The organism is Clostridium transplantifaecale (assembly GCF_900626075.1).
In the GTDB taxonomy this organism is placed as follows: Bacteria; Bacillota; Clostridia; order Lachnospirales; family Lachnospiraceae; genus Otoolea; species Otoolea transplantifaecalis.
Genome location: NZ_UYZY01000006.1, coordinates 242,167 through 268,266, shown reverse-complemented (window position 1 = coordinate 268,266; position 26,100 = coordinate 242,167). Strand labels below are relative to the sequence as shown.

Here is a 26,100-nt window from a genome sequence, read left to right as displayed (position 1 = left end):
CGGGTGAAGCCAGCAAATTTCTTTCCTCCCTATCAATAAAGTTTATTTTTAAACTGTTCAAAAATAAACTATAATACCTTTTATTCCGTTTGTCAACAGGAAACTAAATGGAAGAAATGAGGGCATATGCGATGAAGTAAACAGTCCGGGCCGTCACCCATCTGTCCGTGATCCCATTTCTGAATTAAAGGCATGTCCGGTACATATTTGGGCAAAAGAGAACATACCCTAGAAGTAGCTTAAAAGAAAGTTGTCTGGAGGGGTGAAGCGTGAATGACAGAAATACAGAAGTATTAGAGCAATATGAACTGGAAATTAAGGCGTTTCGCAGAGGCAGGGGTGCCTGGGTCTGTGAAACCGACAAAGGGCTGAAGCTGCTCCGTGAATATAAAGGGACGGTAAAACGCCTGGAGTTTGAGGAGGAAGTGCTCCGTTCACTTAAGGCGAGTGGGAGCTGTTTTGTGGATCAGTATATCAGAAATAAAGAGGGTGAACTGATGTCGACGGCCGGAGACGGCAGCCGTTATGTGGTGAAGGACTGGTTTTCAGACCGTGAGTGCAACATCCGGGATGAAGAGGAGATTATAGGCGCCGTATCGCAGATTGCCCGTCTCCATAAGACCCTCAGAAAGATAGAGGCAAAGGAGGAGTGGAATCTGGGTTCCATTCTGGCCGAGCCAATGACAGAGGAAATGGAGCGCCACAACAGGGAACTGCGCCGCACCAGGAATTTTATCAGCTCCAAACGCAAAAAAACGGATTTTGAGCTTTGCGTGATGGGGAATTTCTCCATGTTTTATGAACAGGCCCTGGAGGCCCGTGAGGGACTGGGAAAGATGGTGAGCGAGACGGGAGCGCCGGAGCATTACCTGTGCCACGGCGAGCTGAACCAGCACCACATCCTGATGGGACCCGGCTACACGGCAGTAATCGAATTTAATAAAATGCATCTGGGCGTCCAGGTGGCGGATCTGTATCATTTTATCAGAAAGGCTATGGAGAAACATGGATGGAATATGAAACTGGGGATGCGTCTTCTGGATTCCTACGACAGGGTCCTTAAGATGGACGCCAAGGAGAGGGAATATCTCTATTATCTGTTCCTTTATCCTGAAAAATACTGGAAACAGCTTAACTTCTATTATAATGCGAACAAGGCCTGGATTCCTTCTAGAAATGTGGAGAAGCTTCAGAACCTGGAGGTACAGCAGAAGGACAGAAACGAATTTCTGAAAAGGATCCGGTAAGGTGGGGAGCGGATGAGGACGCCGCCCAAACGGCCGGGAGGGAATTGGCTGGGTCTTTAGTCCCGCAGCTTCCGCACCAGGATTGAAGACTCATGTCAATCAAATGATGCAAAACGTTCCACTGCAGTAAACCGATGGAAAACGCCGTCTTGGTCTTTCTAGGCATGGGACGCTACAACATTGACAAAATAAAAGCGCCGCTGTATGCTGAACCTGAGGGATAGGGGGAGACGTGCATGTGGATAAAAAAAACGACAGTCAAAACTCAAAAGGGGAATTATACATATATTCAACTCGTGCAGAGTACATCCGTCAGAGGGAAGAGCCGACATAAGGTGATTGCAAATCTGGGCAGGATGGATCGGCTCGACATGGAAACGGTGGAAGCGCTGGTAGCTTCTGTTTCGTCTGGCACATATGATTCCCTGAAAATGGAGGAGATAAGCTTACTTCCGGTCAAGAGGTATGGGGGTGTTTTGCTTCTTAAGTATCTGTTTGAGGAGACGGGGATTAGAAGACTGCTGGTTGACATCGCAAACTATAAAAATTTAGATTTGTCCACAGTCGATGCTGTTTTTGCACTGGTTGCGTACTATTCGACGAATCACGATGAGGCGATGCGGTTTGACGACTGGATTAAGGCGGTTCACGTTCCCAATTCTGAGAATGTAAATAAGCAGTCAATCAGAGCATCGGCGGCGCTGCTAAATGATACCACCATCATATGTGAAAGTCTGGCGAGCGTCGTAAATACGGACAGTTCCTTAAAGTACAACTACGTAAACCTGTGCATGAATAAAAATATAAAGAATATTCCTGAAAATGTCGTAGTCTCCGCGCTGACCACGGAAGATATGACGCCTGTAAATTTCAAGATTCTGAAATTTCCGGCTTTCAACCAATATGATATTTTTTCTGATTCTGATGTGATTATCTGCGACAATTTAGAGATTCTAAAGGCATGCAGAAATTTTGAAGCATGTGCAATAAAATATATTTATAAGCTCAAAAAAGAAGAGGCCTCCTTTTTCTTTCAGGATGCAGGGTGCGTCGGTGATTTTGTGTCTTCGGGCGGGTATTTCACCGTACACGGAGATATCGGATATAAATCGCAGCTCTTTGAAGGAAAGCAAATCATTGTAATCCGCCCGACCGGAGGATATGTAGAGGAGCTTTTACAATCTGCCAGGGAGCCCCGGGACGTGCTGGTAACAAATCTCGACGCCGGTGCACGGAAAATATTGGATTTATATTTTCACACGGAAAAGATACAGAACTATTTTTACACGATATTTTTACCCATTGATCTGGACTACCTGTATGCGCAGATGAGCAATGATCTCTTATGCCACATGATATTAAACATTTACTTTCTGAGTTTCCTTTTTTCGGACACGATAGAAAAGCGTGCCGCGCCGCTTGGACTCAGCACAGAGGATGTGTTTAATGAACTAGACGACATCGTGTCTGCAAAGATTTCAAACGGGGTCACGACCCGGCATTTCCATTCCAAGCTGACGGAAAGACATATTGAGATACTGAGCAGGATGGGACTTAGTCCTCATCCTACGGTTAAAATCTGAACCCAGATCACGGCTCTTCCCTATCCTCCTGCTTCTTAAGCTTTTGAAGCGTAAGGTACAGTATAATGGTGATGATGATGGTGGAAAGCGTCTTTAAAAAAACAGGGATTCCGCCAATATTGATGATAACGGCAGCGACTACCAGGGATACTGCGGCGGCTTTATAGTTCATCAGTGCAAACTGGGTAAAGATAGCGCCGAACATTGCCGGTACGATATACTGGATCATGCCGAATATTCTCTGAGGCAGGAATTTCAGCAGGGTGCCGCCCATGGTTGCAAGGAGGAGTAAACACAGAGTGTTGACCACGGTTGAAGCAATTACACAAAAAGTAGAGAGGATATCGGCCTTAGGCGTGCCGGGTTCGATTCCCAGTGAGGCCAGGGTTGACAAGACGCTGGGAAGTTTCATATTCTTTACATTGCCCGACAGGACGGATACATAGGATGCGGCCGGTCCCATAAGCAGAATATATGTCATGGTATCGGCCACGGCGATCCAGTTATGTCCCATGATTGCCCCAATACTCAACAGGCTGGTCAATATTTTATCCCAGCCGGGATGATAACCTCTGACAAAACTCAGATAGAGACCGTATAAAAAACAGCTCACTATTCCGAGAGCCAGTGTAAGCATTCCCCAAAATTGTACTTTCCTATAATAATCCCTTGTATACTCATCCATAGATAGCAGCTCCTCTCCGGTTTTCGTTTTTTGATCAGATAATACTTGCAGCGGTAATGGCGATCAGGATGGAGAGCGCCATTGCCCACTCCTTAAGCCAGGTCTTTTTGCAGCGGTTTCCCAGATAGGTTAGCAGCCACATGGATAGGGCGGCAGAACCAACTGCCACAAAATTCTTCATATCCTTGATAGAATAATCAAGAGCGAAGTATCCGAAGGAGGCGAGAGAGGCGCAAATTCCGATTATCTTACCCAGATTTCCACGCTGATTCACTTTCTGGCGCATCGTGGAAAATGGTTTCAGAAACAGCAGATGAGGCAGAATCATCAGCGCTCCGCCGATATTCATAACCCAGACAGAGCAGGTAAAGGCAGACAGACTGTATGTATCGGAATTGATGCTCGTACCCAGAGTTGATGCGGCGACTTCCGCAGCAGTAGTCTCATAGACTGCATTACCCACCACACTGAGGCGGGAGAGGGACAGGGGAGCGCCAATTTGGGTAATCAGGGCAAGGCCTACGATGAATACGGATAAGGCCGGTCCAATCGTAGTAATGATTCCGGACTTGACGGCTTTTCTAATTTCCACTCCTGTAATACCGAATTGACCCCGGTAGCGCAGACTGATCCTGGCAAATATTAAAGTCTGCAAAAATATCAGAAATACCATAGAGAGGTTGATAATCCACGAGGGAAAGCTGTTGGCTACTTGTAGAACTTCATCATGTGGTGTCATAAACGATAGCTCCTTATCTCATCGGTAATTCACAGGAGGACTCGCCGTCATTTCTCATACGGGAGCCCTTCGGTGAAGTCTGTGTAGTTTACGTTTCTCCGGGAACGGCATCCTGGGGAAGGGGACAGGTATATGGATATACGCGGATGGTCTCGTCGAATTCCTTCTTTGCCTCGGCCAAAATTTCGGGATGTGTCAGAACATCCATCGCCGTCATTGTCATCGCTTTTCCAGCAAAAATCATGCCCTTATGTCCAATGCTCATACCGGCGCATACCGCCTGCTGCCATGAGTGGTTTGGCGAACCAATGGTTTGGGCGGCGATAAACAACTGGCACATGGGGGCCATCCAACTGACATCCCCTGAGTCGGTGGAATAAGGAGATACTTTTACATTCTCAAGCAGGTTGTCGGAAATGCCCTCATGCAAGTCGAGTTCAGCCAGCTTCGGATCTGTGACTCCATGGACTACCATGGATTTTGCCTTGGCCGCTGTGCTGATTCCTTCGTTCAGTTTTTTTGCAAAGAGCTTTTCCTGCTCCGTAAAAACAGGCGCTCCGATTTCGTGCATATTTTTAAGCGCCACTTTCGACAGAACCTTGTTGGGCAGTGTACTGGAGGAGGCGGAGAGGACCTTTATATCTACGGTGGTCTCAGTTGCCATTGCCATACCGTACGCGATTTTTTTCATTCGTTCAAATATTTCATCTGCATCCGCTTTCTTTTGCCCACGCACGCCGTACCAGATTTCGGCATAATCGGGTACAATATTTGGAACAGTTCCCCCGTTTGATATAACAGAATGAATGCGCGCATCCGATGAGACGTGCTCCCGCAGGTAGTTTACGGCTACATCCATCAAAATTGCGGCGTCAAGGGCGCTTCTTCCAGCATCAGGAGAGACTGCGGCATGTGCGGCTTTGCCGTGGAAAATGTATTTAACCGAATAATGTGTCAGACACGGTGACACGCTTACATAAGAAATATTCTGGGGATGCCAGCGGATAATGGCGTCAATTCCATCGAAAACATGGTCACGTACCATGAATACTTTTGCCGCACCGCCTTCCTCCGCAGGACAGCCGAAGTATTTTACCGTACCGGTTACGTGCAATTCGGTCATCGCCTGTTTCAGGCAGAGAGCGGTGGACAGGCTGCCCACACCAAGCAGATTATGGGCGCAGCCGTGACCGGCCTTTCCTGTAGGTTCCTTTTTATCAGAAATCTTGTGGCCCAGACCAGGCAAAGCGTCATATTCGCCGATCAGCGCGATGACCGGGCCGGGGCCGTTGGACCATTCGCTGACAAATGCGGTTTGGATGCCTGCCACGCCTTTTGTTACCGTGAATCCGTTTTGTTCAAACACGTCTTCTAATAAAGCTGCAGATTGGAATTCCTGGAACAGGGTCTCTGCATATTCCCATATACGGTCGCTCAAGTCCGTCATTTTACTTTCATTTTCTTCAAACCATTTCGTTATAATCTCTTTGTAGCTCTCCGTTGTGATTCCCATTCTTTCTTCCTCCATCTTTTACATTATACGATAATCCTCATAATAAGACCTGCGATGATGGTGCATAAAATCATGATGATATAGCATGCGCCAAAGGATTTGCCCTTTACGCCGGTTACGCCCAGGATTCTTCCGATTGCCCCCGCATTGCCGGTTAACATGAGCATTGGCAACAGAATGGTGACATGCTCGGCGGTAAGAATTCCGTCGTTGAGCAGGGTGACGGCGCTGAGACAGCCGCCCGGCATTGAGATGAGGCAGGTGAGATAGGGAACGACCGCTTCACCGGGCAATGCGAAAATACTCATGATAGGACCGAGAATTTTCCCTAGAAATGTCATAAGACCTGTAACTTCAACGATCCGCATGATTAAAACCGATAATACAATGCCTGGGACATTGGAATTCAGCCACATGTGAACGCCTTTGCGGGCGCCGGCCATGAAAACTTCAATAAAAGTCTGTTTTTCCTTAACTGCGCTGCCGTCCATATTATTCTACCTCCCCGGATACTTTGTTTTTATTAGCAAATTTCAGGTAAAATCGCATCATATTTCCCGATACGAATTTCATTACGATAACTACGAGGAATACCGCTCCCTGGCCGAATTTCAGTTGGGGAAGAAACCATATACCATAGCTGACCATCATACCAATGATGGCGGTTCCGGTAAACAAATAGGAAGACAGGATATCCCGCTGGTCGGAGGTGATTTTTTTGTTCTCATACAGTTCTTTGACGATGGCGGTACTCCCGTCTGTTGTTTCCAGGTTAGCAATAATGGCCAGGGAGCTTTCTCCCGGAACTCCCATAAGAAATCCAAGTATGGGTGAAAGCAGCTTGCCTGCAGCTTTCATTCCGCCGTAGTAGTCAACCACGTTTACTACGGCTACAGCAAAAAATATGCCTGGTGCGATAGTCAGTGATTGAAGAAACATATATTTCAGGCCGTAACCGCCCGAACCGAGAATGCCAGGGGAAGCCCCTTCCACTATGGTTCCGAACTGGCCCAGATATGTTTGAAGATCAAGTATTTTTAATGGTCCGGGTCCCTTCTGGAATAACCCGGAGAAAAACAGTAATCCAAGCAGAAACACTAAATACTCTTTAAATCCTACGCCATCTTTTTTCTCTTTTTTCACACAACCGTCCTCACTTTCTGAATTTTTATAAATTTACATTCGAATTGCGGCCCGCATATGTATGATGATAATTATAATTGGTTTTTGGGGTGATGAAAAGACTTATTTTTGTTCTATTTAGAGACGAAATCGCCTATATGGTGGCAAATTTTGAGAGAGCTTGAATATGCAATTATCTATGAACGGAGGTATGGTGGCAAACTTTTGAAGGATAGGTTACTGGGCGTGGAATGGAGCAATACTACGAAGATTAGGGATTTAGTTGAGATGCGAGGACGCCTCTGTAAGACGGCGGACAGGGTGGTGAGAGGTTGTTTATGAGTCTTCAGTCCTGGTTTGCAGGGTGTGGTGAGGGGGAATCCAGGAGAAAAAATTCCTACGGGGACTCGCTCCCGCTTGTGTAATGCGCAGCGGATGCTAGCTTCGTGTAAGACCTCAGCAAGCACCGGCGGATTCCAAGGTCCCCTTCGGAAAGTTTTCTCCTTCCTTCCCCGGGCAGGTTGTCGACGGGACTAAAGACTCAGGGAAGGTTGTTGCCCCGTCCGCCGGCTTCAGGGGCTGATTGTCTCTTTCGTCAAGTGGGGGAATGGTATTGTCGCGTCCACTATATAATCGTGATTCTTTTACATTTTTAACGGCATTTTGGGCTGCATAAAAAGAGTATCAGAATAAACACTATAGGATTATAATCTTACACAGTTTCATAGTGAACAGGATATAGTTTTTAGGCATCCTGAGAAACGTAGTGGCAGCGGCAAGCGCCTCCCCTCTTGAAGAAAGAGGACAGATCAGCCGCCGCAGGCTGGGGGCCGGGCAGCGTCTTGGCTAAGTCTTTCGTCCCGGCCATAACCTTCCTGCGGGGAAGAAGGGAGAAAAAGATTCCGGAGGGAACCTGGGAGTTCATTGGTACTTACCGAGGTCTTTTCGAGGTTAGTACCATTATGTACTCCAATGAGCGAAAGCGTTTCCCGCAGGAACTTTTTCTGCCCGGATTCCCCGCCCACGACACTCTGACGCCCGGGACGAAAGACGCATCGATCCCTCTCACCACCCCGGCCCCCGACCTGACGGCGGCGTCCTCATTTCTCAATTAAATCTTTATTTTTTCGTGAAAATAGACTATAATTGTAGTTAGAATGCAGCAATAAGAATATGTCAGTGGATGGGAGATAATTATGAAGGATTACATGAAAATTTATAAAGAATGGCTGGATAATCCATACTTTGACGAGGCAACAAAAGAAGAGCTGAGAAAAATCGCTGATGACGAGAATGAAATCAAAGAGCGTTTTTACATGGATCTGGAATTCGGTACGGCAGGCCTTCGCGGTATCATTGGCGCAGGAATCAATCGTATGAATATTTATACAGTACGCAGGGCTACACAGGGACTGGCTAATTATATCATCAAGCAGGGAGGGGCCGGCAAGGGAGTCGCAATTGCGTTTGATTCACGCCGCATGTCCCCGGAATTTGCCGAAGAAGCAGCCCTCACACTGGCAGCCAACGGCATTAAGGCGTATAAGTTTGAATCACTCCGTCCGACCCCGGAACTGTCATTTGCAGTGCGGGAACTGGGCTGTATCGCGGGAATCAATATCACTGCCAGCCACAATCCGCCGGAATATAACGGATATAAAGTATACTGGGAGGACGGCGCACAGTTTACACCGCCTCACGACAAGGGAGTAACAGACGAAGTAATGGCAATCACCGATCTTTCCACCGTGAAGACAACGGACGAAGAGAGCGCCAAAGCAGCCGGTAAATACCAGATTATCGGCGCGGAGATTGACGACAAATACATAGCGCAGGTAAAAGCGCAGGTGGTAAACCAGGCAGCCATTGACAAGATGCAGGATCAGATTACGATCGTGTACACGCCGCTTCACGGAACCGGCAATATTCCTGCCCGCCGTGTAATGAAGGAACTTGGATTCACCCATGTATACGTGGTGCCGGAGCAGGAGCTTCCGGACGGAGAATTCCCGACTGTAAGTTATCCGAACCCGGAGGCAAAAGAGGCATTTGAACTGGGCCTTAAGCTGGCGGCGGAGAAAGACGCCGATCTCGTACTGGCTACGGATCCGGATGCGGACCGCCTCGGCGTTTATGTAAAAGATGGGAAATCAGGGGAATATATCCCTCTGACCGGCAATATGTCCGGTTCCCTTCTCTGTGAGTATGTGTTGAGCCAGAAGAAGGCCAAAGGGGAGATCCCGGCGGACGGCCAGGTGGTTAAGTCCATCGTGACCACGAACCTGGTGGATGCCGTGGCAGGCTTTTACGGCGCGGAGCTTGTGGAAGTCCTGACCGGTTTTAAGTGGATCGGCCAGAAGGTTCTCGAGAACGAGAAGGCGGGTAAAGGAACTTACCTGTTTGGAATGGAAGAGAGCTATGGCTGCCTGATCGGCACCTATGCCCGTGACAAGGACGCTATCTCGGCGACGGCAGCGCTCTGTGAGGCAGCCGCTTATTATAAAGAAAAAGGCATGACCCTCTGGGATGCCATGGTAGAGATGTACGAGAAGTACGGATACTACAAAGACGAGGTTCAGTCCATCGGCCTCAAAGGAATTGAAGGCCTGGCCAAAATCCAGGAAATCATGGAATATTTCCGGGCCAATACCCCGGTGGCTATCGGCAGCTATAAAGTTTTATCCGCAAGAGATTACAAGGAAGACACAATCAAAGACATGGCCTCGGGAACCGTGAAGCCGACGGGCCTCCCGTCCTCCAACGTGCTTTACTATGATCTGGAAGATAATGCATGGCTCTGTGTCAGACCGTCCGGAACCGAGCCGAAGATTAAATTCTACTACGGCGTCAAAGGCACATCTCTGGAGGATGCGAATGAAAAATCCGCAAAGCTTGGGGATGCGGTGATGGAGACGGTGAATAAGCTGCTGTAGAGATTATGGCGGGCGGCGCCCGAACTTGAATGTCTGCTGCAATTGTGAATATGAACTGGCATAAGGGCCGGTGAATATTCTCATTGCAGCAGATTTTTTATTCTATTAGGAGAATTCTACGAACTCTCCTAATAGAATAAAAAGCCCTCCGGGCAGGATGCGCACTCGCGCGAAAATGTAATATGCCGCTATGCGGCCGCGCCCGGCGCGCGAGTCCGGCTCACCGGACTCTTTCTCAGTCACAGGAACGTAATTTTCAAACACGCTCTAGTAATTTTCGATCCGGCGCTGTTTGCGCAGATCGTTCCGGCGTTTTCCGGCATCCCAGGCCGCCTTCTCCTCCTCTGTCTCCAGAATCAGGCCGGGAACGGCTGTCGGATGATCATTTTCATCCAGCGCGACCATGACAAAAAAGGCAGTGTTGACCAGTTTCCGGGTTCCGTCCAGCGCTTCGACAAAGCTGTCCACCTGTACCTCCATGGACGTGTGGCCCACATAGGTGACCTTGCCCAAAAGAATGAGCGTGTCGTTCAGATGGACGGCTTCTTTAAAATGAAGGCTGTCAACCGATGCGGTGGTCTGGTTGCAGTGGGAATGGCGGCGGGCTACAACAGCCGCTACGATGTCGATCCACTCCATCAGCTGTCCGCCGAAAAGCCGTCCTGCCCCGTTGATGTGGCTGTTTAATATAATCTGTGTCTGTGTCACTGCGGAATCCGCTACGTGCCGCATAAGTTTCTGTTCCATAATGAACGCCCCTTTCTGGATGAAAAAATGTTATGACTCAGTATAAGGCCTTTTGTGGGGAATTGGCAAGACGTTTTATTTTAAAGTTTTGCCGCTTCTGGGCGGCTGCTGCTGTTCACCCCAGTTAAAAGCAGCTGTGCTGCGAACATCACGCTTTGCAATGCACAGAAACGGGCGGTTTGCCTGAGGTGAGACTAATAATATTTAGATACATATGAATTACTTATGATATGTATCTTATTTTGATATTTTTAATTATAAATATAACCTGCTATACTTAGAAATAAGAAATTAAGAAATAAGAAATAAAAAATAAGCCTGGAAATTCAGCCGGAAGCGGCAAAACCAGGCTGTTCAAGAGCACGGCAGTATCATTTTTCGGAGGGAAACACTATGATGATTAACAAGCCGGCCGTCTGCGGCACGCTGGAATCCAGTGATGTGCAGATTACAATCAGGCCAAATGAAGGAAAAGGAATAGAAATTGAACTGGACAGTGTTGTAAAAACTATTTTTGGTGATGAAATTTTGAAAACGGTGAGAGAGGTTCTGGAGGAGTTTGGGGTGGAGGACGCCGAAGTCAGCCTGGTTGATAAGGGAGCGCTGGACTGCGTGATACGTTCCAGAATGCAGGCCGTGATTCTCCGCGCTTCCGGGGAGAAATACGACTGGTCAAAGGAGGACGCATTATGGAAAACAGCCTGACAAAGAAAAGCAGCTTAAAAAGGACATCCCTCTATGCCAGCGCATCCAGCCCGGTCAACATGATACAGGCGGCATTCTATGAGGAAGACTGCATCGTTTACGATCTGGAAGACTCCGTATCGGCGGCGGAGAAGGACTCGGCCCGGTTTTTGGTCTGCAATACCCTGCGTTACCACAGACCAAAGGATAAATATGTGGTGGTCCGTGTAAACGGCATCTACTCCGAACATATTGAGGAGGATCTGGAGGCTGTGGTACGGGCCAGGCCGGATGCCATCCGTATTCCCAAGGTGGAATATGGAAGAGAGGTAAAATCTATTTCCTTAAAGATAGCGGAGATTGAGAAAAAAGCGGGAATTGAAGAAGGAACCACCAGGCTATGGTGTAATATTGAATCCTATATGGGCGTCCTGAATGCCAGGGAGATTGCCCTTGCGGATCCGCGTGTGGAGGCGATGGCTCTTGGGGCGGAGGATTTTACCGCCAGCATGGGAGCAGTCAGGACCAGAACCGGCATGGAGGTATTTTATGCAAGAAATGCCGTTCTTCTGGCATGCCGCGAAGCAGGAATCGACGCACTCGATATCGTATTTTCCAATATTAACGATATGGAGGGTCTTAAAGAGGACGCCGCGCTGTCAAGGAATCTGGGATTCGACGGTAAAACGGTGATCCATCCAAGGCAGATTGAGGCAGTCAATACCTGTTTTGCTCCAAGCGAGAAGGAGGTGCGCTACGCGATGAGAGTGCTTCAGACTCTGGAGGAAGGAAAGCAGAAGGGGAAGGGCGTCATCACGCTGGACGGCAGTATGCTCGATAAACCGATGGAGCTGCGCGCGAAGGCAACACTTGAAAAGGCCAGGGCAGCCGGAATGAACGTGGGAGGTGAGTACCTTGATTAAGAATGCAGTGGGAAGAGAGCTTCCTGAAATGATAGGGAACTACAAAGTGAAACCTTATACAGGCATCGAAGGCGACTGTTCTTCGGAAAAGCCGGTGGCGTCGGCCAGACGTCTGTCCACGGTGAGACCGGGAGACCAGAAGCTGCAGCCGGGCTTAAAAGAGGCGATTATAGCAAGCGGGCTGAAAGACGGAATGACGATATCGTTCCATCACAGCTTCCGCGAGGGAGATCAGATTATCGGCCAGGTTTTGACGGCAATCAAAGATTTGGGGATCAAAGGCCTTAAATTTGCGCCCAGTGCAGTGGTAAATATCAAGAATCCGTCCATCGTGGATTTTGTAAAGGACGGCACAATCGTGCGTATCGAAGCAAGCGGAATCAGGGGAGAGCTGGGAGACGCCGTACTGGACGGCGTGATGGAGGAACCGGTGATTCTCCGTCCCCACGGTGCAAGGCCGAGGGCGATTGAGGCGGGAGAGCTGTCGGTTGACGTGGCTTTTATCGGAGCCTCTGCGGCCGATGATTACGGCAATGCGACGGGCCTTGTAGGACCCAATGCCTGCGGGGCGCTTGGCTATTCCTTTATCGATGCGATGACCGCGGAAAAAGTGATTATCGTTACCGATAACCTGGTGGAATACCCCTGTATCCCGATCAGCATTTCACAGGAGTATGTGGACTATGTGGTGGTAGTGGATTCCATCGGAGATACGGCTAAGATAGGCGCCGGGGCGGCGAGAGTGACGAAAAATCCCAGGGATCTTCTGATAGCAAAGAGGGCGGCTGAAGTGATAGCCGCATCGAGGCGTTTTACCGACGGCTTTGTATTCCAGACAGGAGCCGGCGCTATCAGTATTGCCTGCACAAAATATCTGGAAGAAAAGATGGAGGAGAGAGGCGTAAAGGCCTCCATGGCCCTGGGCGGAATTCCGGCGGCAATCGTGGAGATGCATGAAAAAGGCCTTGTCCGCACCGTGGCCTGTTCTCAGTCGTTTGACGCCGTGGCTGCGAAAGCGATTGTAGACTATCCGGGTATTATTGAAATTGATAACTCTCTCTATGCCAATCCGGGCAGGAAGGGATGCATGCTGAACCGGGAGACGTTCGGAGTCCTGGCGGCTCTGGAAGTGGACACGGATTTTAACGTCAACATCCTGACCGGCTGCAGCGGAGAGATGATGGGAGGACTCGGCGGCGGGCCTGATGTGGCGGCTGGGGCACAGATTTCCATTGTAGTGCTGCCAATTGTCAGAGGACGTATCCCGTCGGTAGTGAAAAGGGTATTTACCTGCTGCACGCCGGGAGATACGGTGGCCGTTGTTATTACGGAAGCCGGCATTGCCCTGAATCCGAGGCATAAAAATTATCAGGAATTGAAGGAAGATCTTGAAAAGACGAATCTGAAGCTGGTTACCATCGAAGAACTCCGGCTAATCGCCGAGGGGATGACAGGAACACCCAAGCCAATCGAATGCACGGATAAGATTACCTGCATCGTCGAGTACAGGGACGGAACGGTTCTGGATGTAATCCATGAGATTAAGAGGCCGGATGATTTATAATGGTTCATCCGCCTCAGAGAAGGACTGTTTCACGTAATTCCAGAACGCTTTGGCTCCGGCCGGGAGCAGTCTGTTACGTCCGCAAATCATATAGAGATGGGAGGTTGGCTCCGGTTCGGTGATTTTTAAATAGGCCAGCCTCCGGTCGTCCGTATAGAGCTTGACGGATTCCGGGCAGATGGCAACCCCTGTATTCTGGGCAATCAGGGGGATAATTCCTGCCAGCTGGTTATAAAGCGCAAATATCTGGTAGCTTTCCGAGGCGGAGCTGAACCAGTTCAGGATTTCACGCTGAAGCGGCTGGCGGGAGGGAATGAACAGCGGTTCACGGCTGAGCCGTTCCAGCGAGACGCATGCCTCTTTAGCAAGGGGATGATTTTTGCTGACAATGGCAATCCATGTCTCCGTCTTCAAAAAGACAGTTTCAAATTTCTGCTGTTCCAGCGGCGCCCGCACGATTCCGATATCGGCAATACCCTCCTTGATGCGGCGGCAGACGTCGTTGCTGTTTCCGCACCATATGTCATAGCTGATTTGCGGGTACAGCGTCTTAAAACCGGGAAGAATGGCGGGCAGGACACTGGCGCTGCACGTCTCGGTGACGCCAAGCAGCAGGGTTCCTTTGACGGTTTCCTGTTTCATCAGGTTAAGCTGTTTTGCGGTGTGCTCCGCCAGATTGAGAATGTGTTCCGCCTGCTGAGCCAGGTATTTCCCCTCCTCGGTCAGCTGGATTTTCCGTTTTCCTCGCACGAAAAGCTGAACCCCAAGTTCTTCCTCCAGCTGGCTCAGTTGTCTGCTTAAGGGCGGCTGGGAGATGTTGAGCTTGTGTGCAGCATGGGTGATATTCAGTTCGGCGGCAACGGTAAGAAAATATTTTAAAGTTCTAAGTTCCATTTTACGATACCTTTTTTATATGATAATAGTGATATTATATGTATTTTAAATAAATCCGTCAATGTGGTATTATGATAAAAACACAAATTTAGAAGGAAAAGGGTAAAATGGATACAACACTGCATTATATTATGTCTTATATAGGAGGCTTTTTAGGCGTCTATACAATATTGCTGCGAGGCGGAAACTTCGGTTCCGCCCAGACAGGAAACCTGATTTATCTGGTTACGGGCTGGTTTGGCGGAAGTTTTCAGGAGATGGTGATACGCGTGATCGCCCTGATGATTTTCATTGCGTCGATGATTGCCGCATATCTGCTGCCGAAGTATGTGAAGGGTGACATCAGAAGAATTTGTATCTGGGTCGAAATTACGGGGGTGGCCCTGGCGGGATTTCTGCCGGCCGAGATGAACAACGTGGTTGCACTGTACCCGATTTTCGCGGTTTCGGCGTTCCAGTGGGGCGTCTTCAGCGGAGCAAGAGGATACAACAGCGCCACGACGTTTTCAACCAACAACCTGAAACAGATGGTACTGGCCCTCACGGACTATGTCAGGACAAAAGAAGCGAAGGAAAAAGAAAAAGCGATATTCTATGCAGCTACGCTTATTTCCTTCCAGATCGGTGTGCTGGGCGGCTTCCTTGCAGTCAGCGAATGGCAGATCGCCGGCATCTGGTCCTGCCTGATTCCGCTTGGCGCAGCTTTGACCCTGATCGAAATGAAGAGCGCCAGGGTCCGCGTATTGAAGAAAAAGATGGCGGGCTGAAGGGAAAACGGTTTGGAGCCGGGTAATATTAAAGCGGAAAAGAAAAATAACAAAGAAAAATAATAACGGATAATGAAAAAGTCGGAGAGTAGTCTCCGGCTTTTTCTTCTGCAGCAGTGAAAGTGTTTTGCAATGGAACGTACAGTTCACTGCTAATCGTTCAATTCCTGAAGCTGCTCTTTAAGTTCTTTCAGTGCAGCGGAAAATTTGGTGGATACGGCTCCCGGGTTACCTCTCAGCAGACCCCTGCGGTAGAAGTGGCGGAAGCTGTTTTTCGGCAGCAGGTTGTGCCGGCGTTCCGCTACTTCCTCTAACTGGCCTGTAAGCAGAGCCAGCTTCTCACGTGTGCCCTCCCGGACGGCGGCCAGCCGTTCGGCCGAAGCTTCTTTGGCGGCGGTCAGCCGTTCAGATGAAGCTTCTTTGGCGGCGGCCAGCTTTTCGGCCGAAACTTCTCTGGCGGCGGTCAGCCGTTCGGCCGAAACTTCTTTGGCGGCAGCCAGTATTTCAGCCGTTTCTTCTTTTGCATTAGCCAGCCTTTCGGCCGTGCCCTCCCTGACGGCAGATACGTGTTCGGCCGCTTCTTCCTTCAGCGCCGCAATGCGGGCCTGGAGATCCTCCATCTCCGCCTTCAGCTTTGTCATGGCTTCCAGGGACTTTCCGAGAGCCAGGGCCTCCTTAGTAGACTCATAGGCATCGGCGGTGAACATCATAGTTACGATGAAAACGCAGAACAGCAGGATATTCGGGTTAAAATCGAGCACGATCCTGGCAATCGGTTCGTGAATGACTTCCGTCATCAATATGGTGAGAAAGCCCCAGGCGATGGAGGAAGACAGGCAGATATATCCATGTATCTGGAATTTCTGGTTGCTGTAATCCCAGTAACGGATTTTAAAGAGCTGCTCCATTACATATCCGGTCACATATTCGAGCGCGGTAGCGGCGATCACACCGGATAGATACACGAGAAACAGGTTATCTTTAAACGGCAGGGAAACCCACAGCATCATGACGGCGCCGGAGCCATAGAGCGGCAGCATGGGAATACGCAGGAATCCCCGGTTTACAAAGTGTCTTTTTTTCAGTGAAACGTAGGTAGATTCAAAAATCCACCCAAAGAAACAATATATATAGAAGAAGGCCAACCATTGGTACCAATTATAAGTATACATACAAGTCACTCCCGGTTTCTGCCCTGTGTCAGGGCGGTTATGATGATTTCTGTCGTATTATGACAAACACTGTAATCTTTTCTATCATATATAATTTTTTCCACAAGTTCAAGGGGGCGTTTAAAATAATGAACGAAAGAAAACTTCCATATTTTCTGTTAAAAGGGAAAAATAGAATAAAGGACTTGCCAGGGTTGTGCTTTTTCCTGTAAATAACTTGACAAATGAAGGCTCCTCTGTTACGATAGGAAAACAATTGAAAATCACCCGTGAGGGAGTAGTAAGCGCAGTATGCGTGGCAAGTCAACATACTGACCGGAAGCGGTCTGGCTTGTCTTAAATAACGAGACTCATGTATAGCTTTTTAGCCATACACCAGTCTTTTTTTATTTTCATGAAGATCCATGTATGGCCTGGAGGGCTGTATTTGGGTCTTTTTTTGTGTCATGGGAAGATAACCTGCGATACAAAAAGGCTCTCGGAGCAGGTTTCGAAAATCAAAGGAGGTAACCTGGTATGAGTGAATTTACAAGAAACAGCGAAGAGCTGGTGGTCTGTCTTAAGAGTGATCCAGGCAGAGGACTGACAGAGGAACAGGCAAAGAAAAACCGGGAGGTTTACGGCGCAAACCGCTTTACAAGGGAAAAACCGGAATCTCTTTTTCACAGGATCCTGGCAGCATCTTCCGAGCCGATGATTATCATGCTGATTCTCGCAGGTTTTATTACTCTGGGAGTCAATGCAGCGAGATATTACACCGGAGGTGAGGCTGATTTTCTTGAATGCGTCGGTATTTTTGCCGCCATTTCCCTGTCCGTCGTGATTACGGTGTTTATGGAGGGCAAAAGTGCAAAAGCATTCGAAACCCTGAGCCGGATTGGAGAGGATGCACAGGTAAGGGCCATGCGGAACGGGGAAATCAGAATGATTCCGCAGAAGGATGTGGTGGCCGGCGATATCCTGTACATAGAGACGGGGGATAAACTGCCCGCGGACGGAAGACTTTTGGAGAGCACGGCGCTGATGGCGGACGAATCGGTCCTGACCGGTGAGAGTATGCCTGTAAAAAAAGACGCTCAGGCTATTTTTACCGATGAAATGACGCCGGTTGCCGAGCGCAGCAATATGCTCTACTCGGGATGTTTTATCACGGAGGGCAGCGGCAGGATGGTGGTAACCGGAGTCGGTGATCATACGGAATTCGGAAAAATAGCAGGGGAGCTTTCTTCCGTGGACAAAAGTACGACGCCGCTTCAGGAAAAGATGGCCCGCCTGGGAAAAAACATTACGGTCCTGGGAACCACCGCGGCCGCGGCCGTTTTTCTTCTCCAGCTTTTTATCTTTATCTCAAACGGCACAGCATCGCTCGATACGGTTTCGGAGGCTTTTATCACCAGTATTGTCCTGATAGTCGCGGCCGTGCCGGAGGGCCTGCCGACCATCGTCGCCGTATCCCTGGCGGTCAATATCATCAAGATGTCAAAACAGAACGCCCTGGTGAAGAAAATGATCGCCTGTGAGACAGTTGGCTGCATCAATGTGATTTGTTCCGATAAGACAGGAACCCTGACAAAAAATAAAATGACGGTGACGGATGTATTTTTTCATGGGATGCTGGTAGAGCCGGATGAACTGACGGATCGCGATTTACTGGAAAACTTCTGCATCAACTCCACTGCGGATCTCAGGCGGGAAGACGGGCGGGTGGAATTCATCGGTAATCCTACGGAATGTTCCCTTCTGGCGGCTGCCGGAAAAGCGGGATATGATTACAGGCAAATGCGTTCCGGCGCAGAGATTATCCACAGGTATCCGTTTACCTCGGAGAGCAAAAACATGACAACCGTGATCGCGGACGGCAAAGTCTGTCTTGCATACAGTAAGGGCAGTCCGGAAAAAATCATGTCCATGTGCGGGATGGGAGAGAAGGAGAGGCGTGAGGCGGAGGCACAGATTGTGGAATTTCAGTCAAAAGCCTGCCGCGTCATCGGATTTGCCCATAAGAACCTGGACGTGGAACCCGATTTTGAAACGGAGCGGGCCGGAATTGAATCGGAGATGGTGTTCGACGGATTTGCGGCAATCACGGATCCTCTCAGGGATGATGTTTATCAGGCGGCCGTGCGCTGCCGTGCGGCGGGCATTGACCTGAAAATGCTGACCGGCGACAATATTGTGACGGCCAGGGCGATTGCAGGGGAGCTGGGCCTTCTCGATGATTCCCACACGGCTGTGGAAGCGGGCGAGATTGAAGGACTTTCGGAGGAGGAGCTGGCAGCGGCGCTTCCGGGAATCGGCGTAATTGCCAGGAGTACGCCTGTCATCAAGATGAGAGTGGTAAATGCGCTCAAATCGCTGGGTAATGTGGTGGCGGTCACCGGAGACGGCATCAACGACGCTCCGGCTATTAAGAACGCAGACGTCGGAGTGGCAATGGGGATCTCAGGTACGGAGGTGTCTAAAGAGGCCAGCGATATTGTCCTGCTGGACGACAGCTTTTCCACAATCGTGAAGGCCGTCCAGTGGGGACGCGGAATCTATGAAAATTTCCAGCGTTTTATCCAGTTCCAGCTCACGGTGAACCTGTCCTCGGTTATTGTAGTGCTGGCGTCTATTCTTTCCGGATTTATGGCGCCCTTTACGGCTCTTCAGCTTTTATGGATTAATATTATCATGGACGGCCCGCCTGCGCTGACACTGGGGCTGGAGCCGATCAGGGGCGATCTGATGGACAGGAAACCCACACGGCGCGATTCCAACATCGTTTCACGGGGAATGCTCTCGAGGATTCTGGTCAACGGTATATTTATTTCCGTGGTATTTATGGCCCAGCACTGGACTAATTTTCTGGGAGGGACGGAGGAACAGCTCCCTACCATCCTGTTCACGCTGTTTGTGGTGTTCCAGTTGTTCAATGCCTTTAACAGCCGCGAGCTGGGGAATAAAAGCATCTTAAAGAATATGGCTTCCAACCGGCTGATGCTGGGAATCTTTGCCCTGACCTTCGGACTTCAGGTTATCATCACTCAGTATGGCGGCGCTTTTTTCGGCACGGTGCCGCTGCCCGGGTTCATGTGGGTGCGGATTGTGCTTCTGGGATGTTCCGTTATACTTATATCAGAGCTGGCAAAGCTGCTTAAGAGGGCATAGAATGATGAAGCTGAGAGCAAAGCGGTCATAAACAGGCTGCGTTAATATTTTAGAATCCCTTTCCCGTCCGGAATAAAATCTTTCTTCCTGGAAAAACTGTTAGAAAAAGGAACCGGAAAGAAAGGTGGAACTAAAATGGTCAGGGAACTGGAAGAAAATGTAATGGTGAACTTTATGAAACGTTTTTCAGAGCACCCGTTTCTGATAAAAGTAGACGGAAAAGAATTCAGCGTGGGGGAAGGGGAGCCGGAATTTGCAGTCAGCATCAAGCAGCCTATTCCGCTTACAAATCTGGCCTCCAGCACGTCGCTGGCGCTGGGGGAGGCATATATGGAGGGGGCTCTCGATATAGAGGGAGATCTCTACCACGCGCTGGATCATTTCCTGGGACAGATGGGAAAATTCTCCACGGACAGGAAGGGACTGAAAAAACTCCTCTATCCGGCTCTGTCCCGAAAGAGCCAGAAAACGGAAGTGACGAGCCACTACGATATCGGCAATGAATTCTACAAGCTCTGGCTGGATGAGACGATGAGCTACTCCTGCGGATATTTTAGGAATGAGGACGACACGCTGCAGCAGGCCCAGGAGAACAAGGTGGATTACATCCTGAGCAAGCTCTGTCTGAAAGAGGGAATGAGTCTTGTGGACATTGGGTGCGGCTGGGGATATCTGCTGATACGCGCCGCAAAACAGTACCGCGTCAAAGGAACGGGAATCACCCTCAGCGAGGAACAGTACCGTGAGTTCTCCCGCCGGATCAGCGAGGAGGGGCTGGAGGATCTATTGACGGTAAAACTGATGGATTACCGGGATCTGCCCGAGACGGGACTGAGCTTTGACAGGGCGGTGAGCGTCGGCATGGTGGAGCATGTGGGAAGAGGAAATTACCAGCTTTTCACGGACTGCGTAAACAGCGTCCTGAAACCGGGCGGCCTGTTTCTTCTCCACTTTATCAGCGGCCTGAAAGAGTATCCGGGAGACCCGTGGATCAAAAAATATATATTCCCTGGCGGAGTCGTGCCGAGCCTCAGGGAAATGCTTTTCTGCCTTTGTGAGGACAATTTCCACACACTGGACGTGGAGAACCTGCGCCTGCATTATAATAAAACGCTCCGATGCTGGGAACAGAATTACAGGGAACACATTGACGAGGTGAAAGAAATGTTTGACGAAAAGTTTGCCAGGATGTGGGAACTTTATCTCTGCTCCTGTGCGGCAACTTTCCACAATGGGATTATTGATCTGCATCAGATTCTTGTGTCCAAAGGTGTGAATAATGAGCTGTCGCCGGTGCGGTGGTATTAGGGAAAAAGCGTAATAAAACGCTGCCTGTACCAGGGCCTGCCCATATTGAAATCTCAAAACGCACGATGTACCTGGAGCGCTATTATAGAAACGTTTTTCCAATAGAATTAAATCCCCGATCGTAAGACACAGCTTACGATTTATAAAAAACTCCCCACCGGGAGTTTTTTTAATCCCCCGACCTATTTTTTAACGTCCACATATCCATAATTTTCTACAAATCCCATTCCTATAACAGCAGGTAACACAGCCGCTCCCGGCCGGGGACGGGGGACATTAGCCTAGGCGTCTTCAGGGTGCGCAGGCGGTCCGGCGGGAGCGGTTCCCATAGGAAATCTTTTCTGCCCGTATCCCCCGCCGGGCCGTCTGTGCACCCTGAAGACTCATCGCCTCCCACTCACCCCCGTCCCAATCATCATTCCCACTTGCATCATCCCGCTTTGTCATGTAGAATGGTGAGGTGGAAACCCAAAAAAGAAAAAAACAGGCGCCGGAATCCCCAATTAGCGGGGGTCTGTCCCTGATATAAATCGAGGAGTTTATAAAATGAGTATTTTAAACGTAGAACATTTGAGCCACGGATTTGGCGACAGAGCAATTTTTCAGGATGTATCTTTCCGGCTGCTGAAAGGGGAGCATATCGGCCTGATCGGAGCGAACGGAGAAGGAAAATCCACGTTCATGAATATTATCACCGGCAAACTGCAGCCGGATGAGGGGAAAGTAGAGTGGGCCAAGAGGGTCCGCATCGGTTATCTGGATCAGCATACGGTTCTGGAAAAGGGAATGACAATCAGGGATGTTCTAAAGAATGCATTCGCCTTCCTGTTTGAACTGGAGGGACAGATGAACGACATCTGCGATCACCTGGGTGATGCGCCTGAGGATGAGATGAATGCGATGATGGAGGAACTGGGAACTATCCAGGACCTTTTGATGAACCACGACTTCTATTCCATCGATGCCAAGGTGGAGGAGGTCGGACGCGCCCTGGGACTTACGGACATCGGTCTGGACAAGGATGTAACCGATCTGAGCGGAGGCCAGAGAACCAAGGTCCTTCTGGGTAAACTTCTCCTGGAGAAGCCGGATATCCTGCTCCTGGACGAGCCGACCAACTATCTGGATGTACAGCACATTGAATGGCTGAAACGCTACCTGCTGGAATATGAAAATGCCTTTATTCTGATTTCCCATGACATTCCGTTCCTGAACAGCGTAATCAATATCATTTACCACATGGAAAACCAGCGCCTTGACCGGTATGTGGGAGATTATGATAAGTTCCAGGAAGTGTATGAGGTGAGGAAGAGCCAGCTGGAAGCTGCTTATAAGAAACAGCAGCAGGAAATTTCCCAGCTCCAGGATTTTGTTGCAAGAAATAAGGCCAGAGTTGCCACGAGAAATATGGCAATGTCACGCCAGAAGAAGCTGGACAAGATGGATGTGATTGAGCTGGCAAGGGAAAAACCAAAGCCGGAATTCCATTTCCTGGAGGCAAGAGCCACGGGAAAATGCATTTTTGAGACAGAGGGACTGGTAATCGGATACGATGAGCCGCTTTCCAAACCGCTCGACCTCTATATGGAGCGCGGTGAGAAGATTGTTCTGACCGGCGCCAACGGAATTGGTAAAACTACGCTTTTAAAGAGCATTCTCGGACTGATACCCGCCCTGGAGGGTAAGGTGACTTTGGGTGACTATCTCTATATCGGATATTTTGAGCAGGAGATGGCTCCGGGTAATACGACTACCTGTATTGAGGAGATCTGGAAGGAATTTCCTTCCTATACCCAGTATCAGGTTCGTTCCGCCCTGGCAAAATGCGGCCTTACTACCAAACATATCGAGAGCCAGGTCCGGGTTCTGAGCGGCGGTGAGCAGGCGAAGGTAAGGTTATGTAAACTGATTAACAGGGAGTCAAACCTGCTTCTTCTGGACGAGCCGACTAATCATCTGGATGTGGAGGCAAAGGAAGAGTTAAAACGCGCCCTGACGGAATACAAGGGTAATATTGTTTTAATCTGCCATGAACCTGACTTTTACGAGGGTTTTGCCACAAAAATCTGGGACTGCAGCCAGTGGAGCCTGAAAATCCAGTAACGCCGGAAAAATCAGAAAAGTTTAAATAAGCAGAGCGGGAAATGCTGGCGGTGGCATTAGAACCGTCGGTTCAAACACCGTAAACCGTCTTACAGTAGAGGAGGGGAAGAGGGATGAAAAAGAAAATCTGCCCGGTCTGTGATACAGAACTTAAGCCGGGAAACTTCTGTCCGGTCTGCAGGAAGATAGTATGGCAGCCGAGATACGAGGGGCGAAACTATAACCTGAATGAAAGCCGCGGCGACGCATCCCCTTACTCTGTGAAAGAATCACCGGCGGGGGGCGAAAGACAGTATGACGATATTTCCCCCGGGGAAGAAATGCCGCAAAAAACGCCGGGACAAGTATACAGGAGGGCGGAAACACAGAGATATCATCCGGCAGGAGGGAGACAGCGGGGCGGATTTCCTCCGTCGGTCATCATCGCCACGGCATTGACAGCGGTTGTGATAATAGGAGTGATATTTGCAGAGCCGAGAGTTCCCTACGGAACGGGCGGCGACGGTTTTATCCTGGAGCTGCCTGACGGAGGAGATAACTGGGACGACGGGTACGGCAGCACGTACCAGGAATATGAGGTGAGCGAGGAAGAGGCCAGGGCGGCAGAATCGGACTGCGACTGGTATTCCCATTCCGGGTTAACCGTTACCGGGGCCGAGGAAGCGATTGACGATTTTATTTCCGAATTCGGCAGCATTGAGGTAAAAATAGAGCGTTACAGTGACAACCGGAAATATGTTTACGATGACGGCCGCGTGGAGACTTCCTTCGTAAGCGGGAACAAATACCATGTCAAAGAGGCCAGCCCCGGGGCAGGCGGTGAAATAGAGCTGAATTATGACACATCGACCGGCCGTGTTCACTATTTCTATATTTCCGGAAGCGATATTGATTTCGTTACATCATGGGCAATGAGGCTGGGAGAAATCATGGATGATTCCGATTCGGTGAGAAGTATAACCGCAAAGGAGATGGAGGAAGCGCTGCGCACTCTTCCTGGTATGGATCCGGAAGATTATGACGATGAGCTGTGGCTGTATGGCGACGACTGGTATCTATACGGATATCCGTATGACGGCATGTACTCTGTCTGGCTGGAGGCCGATGAACGGATGGAAGAGTCCGCGCAGGTGGTACATCAATAGGCATATCAATAAGAAAAGCAGAACCTCCATCGGTGTTGCCCGATGGAGGTCTGCTTTTCTTAATTGGGAATGGTAGGTATATATAAAAAAGAAATTGGCTTAGGGGGGCCGGACGGTTATTACCATCCGGTATGAGTATGAAAAAGTTTAATTAACTTTCATGTTTATATTATGCCAGTAAATTATGTTGAAAGTATGGACATTCCATAAAAAAATCCTAAAAAGTATTGAAAAAGAATAAACTATTAATATATAAAAAAATTAAAACATCTTATGGCGAAAAATCCGCCTGGATAAAGCGGATGGAATTCTTTTATTTAGGGGAATAACCGTCATTCCTTTTGCAGCGTTCGGTACACAGCTGAATACATGTTTCTAACCAGTTACAGGTGCCTTCTTCCCGTGTGATCGCACCTAAAAGCACCATATAATCACTAAATTCAGCTTCGTCCAGCCTGGAGACGGAAGCAAACTTTTCCGAGTTATTTTTGAGATGAATCAGACGCTCCCGATGCTGGGAAAGCTGATTTTGCAGCAGCAGTATTCTTTGTCCGGCAGGAAGGCAGTCGGAAAAGAATAGCTGCAGTTTAAATTCATCTTTTGGTACCGGCTTCATTTTGCAGAATGTTTTTTCCCATTCCAGTAATTTATCTTTTCCCGCATCGGTAATCGTATATAACTTTTTCTCCAACACATTTCCTGAAATCTCAGTTTTAAATTCCACGAGTTTATTATCAGTCAGAGCCTTAAGTTCCGGGTAAATCTGGCTGTGTTTGGCGCTCCAGAATTCGGAAAGATTGGCCTCAAATTCTTTTGATAAATCATATCCGGTCATGTCTTTGCGGTTAAGAAGGCCGAGTATTGCATATTGTAAGGTTCCCATAATCGATCGCCGTCCTTTCATAAGAGGAGTTGTTATAAAAAGTATAGCATAGATGCACAATTAAATCCAGATTTAATACATGTATTTTTAAACATGTCTATATTGACATGTTAGAGAGGCGGTGTTACTATAAAAACAGAAAGACATTTTACAGCAGACAAATAAAGACAGAAAGATTTTAAGAGGGTGGATAAGATGGAAAAGACAAAACGATATATCATTTTTATACTGGGGCTGCTTGTGAATTCCCTGGGAGTCAGTTTAGTAACGAAGGCGAATTTGGGGACTTCCCCAATATCCTCCATACCGTATGTACTGAGTATGAACTTTTCCCTGTCGCTGGGAACATTTACCGTGCTGTTCAGTCTGCTATTAATCTGGCTTCAGCTTATGATTCTGCAAAAGAATTTCAAATTTGAACATATTCTTCAGATTCCGGTCGCATTTGCATTTGGTATTTTTATTGATTTATGTATGGCTCTGCTGAGTTTTCTGCAACCGGAGTTATACGGAATGAAATTCTTTTGTCTGGTGATTGGATGCCTGGTTCTTGGTACCGGCGTTTATATGGAGATTCTGGCCGACGTTGTCATGCTTCCCGGGGAGTCACTGGTGCGCTCGATTGTATTTCGCTGGAAACGGGAATTTGGCCTGACGAAGGTTGCATTTGATGTTTCAATGACAATTGGCGCGGGGGTATTATCTCTTCTGCTGGCCGGCAGGATATCGGGGGTCAGGGAGGGGACGGTTATTGCCGCCGTTCTGGTTGGGTTTATTGCAAGATTTATAGGGAGCAGGCTTGGATTTCTTTTTAACGCACTCTTTGCGGTTCCTGTCTGCGGACAGAGCGGAAACGTTGGACATGATGCCGAAAACATATAAAACCATAAAAATATAAATAACAGGCCGGCACGATGGGAAATGCAGCCGGAAAAGAG

At 48.8% G+C, this 26,100-nt stretch carries 22 protein-coding genes; 13 read left to right on the top strand and 9 right to left on the bottom strand.

The features are described 5' to 3' along the window. Positions 1–269 precede the first annotated feature (269 nt). The gene (locus EJL91_RS20825) at positions 270–1,247 is read left to right on the top strand and encodes a protein kinase family protein (protein ID WP_125143882.1); all 978 of its coding nucleotides are present in this window, start codon (positions 270–272) and stop codon (positions 1,245–1,247) included. A 236-nt stretch (positions 1,248–1,483) separates the two neighbouring features. Then, on the top strand, positions 1,484–2,830 hold the full coding sequence (locus EJL91_RS20820; RefSeq protein WP_125143881.1) for a hypothetical protein: 1,347 nt from the start codon (positions 1,484–1,486) through the stop codon (positions 2,828–2,830). Between the two features lie 7 nt (positions 2,831–2,837). On the opposite strand, the gene EJL91_RS20815 is transcribed toward EJL91_RS20820, so the two are convergent. From EJL91_RS20815 to EJL91_RS20795, 5 genes are all read right to left on the bottom strand, one after another. Beyond that, on the bottom strand, positions 2,838–3,515 hold the full coding sequence (locus tag EJL91_RS20815) for a hypothetical protein (protein WP_125143880.1): 678 nt from the start codon (positions 3,513–3,515) through the stop codon (positions 2,838–2,840). A gap of 34 nt (positions 3,516–3,549) precedes the next feature. Beyond that, positions 3,550–4,254 carry a DUF5058 family protein gene (locus EJL91_RS20810; protein WP_125143879.1) on the bottom strand — a complete coding sequence of 235 codons (705 nt, stop codon included), beginning with the start codon at positions 4,252–4,254 and terminating at the stop codon, positions 3,550–3,552. A gap of 88 nt (positions 4,255–4,342) precedes the next feature. Further along, a complete protein-coding gene (locus EJL91_RS20805; protein ID WP_164516909.1) occupies positions 4,343–5,767 on the bottom strand; it encodes an amidohydrolase in 1,425 nt (474 codons plus the stop codon). A 23-nt stretch (positions 5,768–5,790) separates the two neighbouring features. Next, positions 5,791–6,258 carry a hypothetical protein gene (locus EJL91_RS20800; protein ID WP_125143877.1) on the bottom strand — a complete coding sequence of 156 codons (468 nt, stop codon included), beginning with the start codon at positions 6,256–6,258 and terminating at the stop codon, positions 5,791–5,793. A gap of 1 nt (position 6,259) precedes the next feature. Beyond that, positions 6,260–6,910 carry a hypothetical protein gene (locus EJL91_RS20795; protein ID WP_125143876.1) on the bottom strand — a complete coding sequence of 217 codons (651 nt, stop codon included), beginning with the start codon at positions 6,908–6,910 and terminating at the stop codon, positions 6,260–6,262. An 821-nt stretch (positions 6,911–7,731) separates the two neighbouring features. On the opposite strand from EJL91_RS20795, the gene EJL91_RS20790 reads away from it, so the two are divergent. Next, positions 7,732–8,004 (top strand): hypothetical protein, encoded by a 273-nt coding sequence (locus EJL91_RS20790; RefSeq protein WP_125143875.1) that lies wholly within the window; start codon positions 7,732–7,734, stop codon positions 8,002–8,004. 81 nt (positions 8,005–8,085) lie between these two features. Then, on the top strand, positions 8,086–9,822 hold the full coding sequence (locus EJL91_RS20785) for a phospho-sugar mutase (RefSeq protein WP_125143874.1): 1,737 nt from the start codon (positions 8,086–8,088) through the stop codon (positions 9,820–9,822). A 267-nt stretch (positions 9,823–10,089) separates the two neighbouring features. On the opposite strand, the gene EJL91_RS20780 is transcribed toward EJL91_RS20785, so the two are convergent. After that, entirely contained in the window at positions 10,090–10,569 is a 480-nt protein-coding gene (locus EJL91_RS20780; RefSeq protein ID WP_125143873.1) for an acyl-CoA thioesterase, read from the bottom strand. 393 nt (positions 10,570–10,962) lie between these two features. Between EJL91_RS20780 and citD the strand changes: the two genes are divergently transcribed. The 3 genes from citD to citF are packed head-to-tail and all read left to right on the top strand — an operon-like array spanning position 10,963 to position 13,740. Then, the gene (citD, locus tag EJL91_RS20775; protein WP_125143872.1) at positions 10,963–11,274 is read left to right on the top strand and encodes a citrate lyase acyl carrier protein; all 312 of its coding nucleotides are present in this window, start codon (positions 10,963–10,965) and stop codon (positions 11,272–11,274) included. After that, complete coding sequence (locus EJL91_RS20770) at positions 11,259–12,176, top strand: HpcH/HpaI aldolase/citrate lyase family protein (RefSeq protein WP_125143871.1); 918 nt, start codon at positions 11,259–11,261, stop codon at positions 12,174–12,176. The genes citD and EJL91_RS20770 overlap by 16 nt, the downstream gene beginning before the upstream one ends. Further along, positions 12,169–13,740, top strand: a complete 1,572-nt coding sequence (gene citF, locus EJL91_RS20765; protein WP_479723358.1) for a citrate lyase subunit alpha — start codon at positions 12,169–12,171, stop codon at positions 13,738–13,740. Before EJL91_RS20770 ends, citF begins: the two co-directional genes overlap by 8 nt. On the opposite strand, the gene EJL91_RS20760 is transcribed toward citF, so the two are convergent. Next, complete coding sequence (locus tag EJL91_RS20760; protein ID WP_125143870.1) at positions 13,735–14,634, bottom strand: LysR family transcriptional regulator; 900 nt, start codon at positions 14,632–14,634, stop codon at positions 13,735–13,737. The genes citF and EJL91_RS20760 overlap by 6 nt on opposite strands. 107 nt (positions 14,635–14,741) lie before the next feature. On the opposite strand from EJL91_RS20760, the gene EJL91_RS20755 reads away from it, so the two are divergent. Next, positions 14,742–15,401 (top strand): YoaK family protein, encoded by a 660-nt coding sequence (locus tag EJL91_RS20755; RefSeq protein WP_125143869.1) that lies wholly within the window; start codon positions 14,742–14,744, stop codon positions 15,399–15,401. Between the two features lie 152 nt (positions 15,402–15,553). On the opposite strand, the gene EJL91_RS20750 is transcribed toward EJL91_RS20755, so the two are convergent. Continuing rightward, a complete protein-coding gene (locus EJL91_RS20750) occupies positions 15,554–16,573 on the bottom strand; it encodes a putative ABC transporter permease (protein ID WP_125143868.1) in 1,020 nt (339 codons plus the stop codon). Between the two features lie 516 nt (positions 16,574–17,089). Here EJL91_RS20750 and EJL91_RS20745 point away from each other — a divergent pair. From EJL91_RS20745 to EJL91_RS20730, 4 genes are all read left to right on the top strand, one after another. Next, positions 17,090–19,723 carry a calcium-translocating P-type ATPase, PMCA-type gene (locus EJL91_RS20745; RefSeq protein ID WP_125143867.1) on the top strand — a complete coding sequence of 878 codons (2,634 nt, stop codon included), beginning with the start codon at positions 17,090–17,092 and terminating at the stop codon, positions 19,721–19,723. Between the two features lie 135 nt (positions 19,724–19,858). Next, entirely contained in the window at positions 19,859–21,031 is a 1,173-nt protein-coding gene (locus tag EJL91_RS20740; protein ID WP_125143866.1) for an SAM-dependent methyltransferase, read from the top strand. 546 nt (positions 21,032–21,577) lie between these two features. Then, on the top strand, positions 21,578–23,134 hold the full coding sequence (locus EJL91_RS20735) for an ABC-F family ATP-binding cassette domain-containing protein (protein WP_125143865.1): 1,557 nt from the start codon (positions 21,578–21,580) through the stop codon (positions 23,132–23,134). A gap of 113 nt (positions 23,135–23,247) precedes the next feature. Continuing rightward, the gene (locus EJL91_RS20730) at positions 23,248–24,279 is read left to right on the top strand and encodes a hypothetical protein (protein ID WP_125143864.1); all 1,032 of its coding nucleotides are present in this window, start codon (positions 23,248–23,250) and stop codon (positions 24,277–24,279) included. A 313-nt stretch (positions 24,280–24,592) separates the two neighbouring features. Here the strand turns inward: EJL91_RS20730 and EJL91_RS20725 are convergent, their stop codons facing one another. Then, the gene (locus EJL91_RS20725; RefSeq protein WP_125143863.1) at positions 24,593–25,162 is read right to left on the bottom strand and encodes a PadR family transcriptional regulator; all 570 of its coding nucleotides are present in this window, start codon (positions 25,160–25,162) and stop codon (positions 24,593–24,595) included. A gap of 195 nt (positions 25,163–25,357) precedes the next feature. Here EJL91_RS20725 and EJL91_RS20720 point away from each other — a divergent pair, with 195 nt between their 5' ends. Then, positions 25,358–26,044, top strand: coding sequence for a YczE/YyaS/YitT family protein (locus EJL91_RS20720; protein WP_125143862.1), 687 nt, complete (start codon positions 25,358–25,360; stop codon positions 26,042–26,044). Positions 26,045–26,100: the final 56 nt, after the last annotated feature.

Excerpts from the sequence above, each read along its gene's own strand:
- EJL91_RS20720 (WP_125143862.1), top strand. The coding sequence starts at position 25,358 with ATGGAAAAGACAAAACGATATATCATTTTTATACTGGGGCTGCTTGTG.
- EJL91_RS20750 (WP_125143868.1), bottom strand. The coding sequence starts at position 16,573 with ATGTATACTTATAATTGGTACCAATGGTTGGCCTTCTTCTATATATAT.
- EJL91_RS20755 (WP_125143869.1), top strand. The coding sequence starts at position 14,742 with ATGGATACAACACTGCATTATATTATGTCTTATATAGGAGGCTTTTTA.
- EJL91_RS20745 (WP_125143867.1), top strand. The coding sequence starts at position 17,090 with ATGAGTGAATTTACAAGAAACAGCGAAGAGCTGGTGGTCTGTCTTAAG.
- EJL91_RS20815 (WP_125143880.1), bottom strand. The coding sequence starts at position 3,515 with ATGGATGAGTATACAAGGGATTATTATAGGAAAGTACAATTTTGGGGA.
- EJL91_RS20735 (WP_125143865.1), top strand. The coding sequence starts at position 21,578 with ATGAGTATTTTAAACGTAGAACATTTGAGCCACGGATTTGGCGACAGA.
- EJL91_RS20730 (WP_125143864.1), top strand. The coding sequence starts at position 23,248 with ATGAAAAAGAAAATCTGCCCGGTCTGTGATACAGAACTTAAGCCGGGA.
- EJL91_RS20820 (WP_125143881.1), top strand. The coding sequence starts at position 1,484 with ATGTGGATAAAAAAAACGACAGTCAAAACTCAAAAGGGGAATTATACA.
- EJL91_RS20760 (WP_125143870.1), bottom strand. The coding sequence starts at position 14,634 with ATGGAACTTAGAACTTTAAAATATTTTCTTACCGTTGCCGCCGAACTG.
- citD (WP_125143872.1), top strand. The coding sequence starts at position 10,963 with ATGATGATTAACAAGCCGGCCGTCTGCGGCACGCTGGAATCCAGTGAT.
- EJL91_RS20780 (WP_125143873.1), bottom strand. The coding sequence starts at position 10,569 with ATGGAACAGAAACTTATGCGGCACGTAGCGGATTCCGCAGTGACACAG.
- EJL91_RS20800 (WP_125143877.1), bottom strand. The coding sequence starts at position 6,258 with ATGGACGGCAGCGCAGTTAAGGAAAAACAGACTTTTATTGAAGTTTTC.
- EJL91_RS20770 (WP_125143871.1), top strand. The coding sequence starts at position 11,259 with ATGGAAAACAGCCTGACAAAGAAAAGCAGCTTAAAAAGGACATCCCTC.
- EJL91_RS20725 (WP_125143863.1), bottom strand. The coding sequence starts at position 25,162 with ATGGGAACCTTACAATATGCAATACTCGGCCTTCTTAACCGCAAAGAC.
- EJL91_RS20805 (WP_164516909.1), bottom strand. The coding sequence starts at position 5,767 with ATGGGAATCACAACGGAGAGCTACAAAGAGATTATAACGAAATGGTTT.
- EJL91_RS20740 (WP_125143866.1), top strand. The coding sequence starts at position 19,859 with ATGGTCAGGGAACTGGAAGAAAATGTAATGGTGAACTTTATGAAACGT.
- EJL91_RS20785 (WP_125143874.1), top strand. The coding sequence starts at position 8,086 with ATGAAGGATTACATGAAAATTTATAAAGAATGGCTGGATAATCCATAC.
- EJL91_RS20810 (WP_125143879.1), bottom strand. The coding sequence starts at position 4,254 with ATGACACCACATGATGAAGTTCTACAAGTAGCCAACAGCTTTCCCTCG.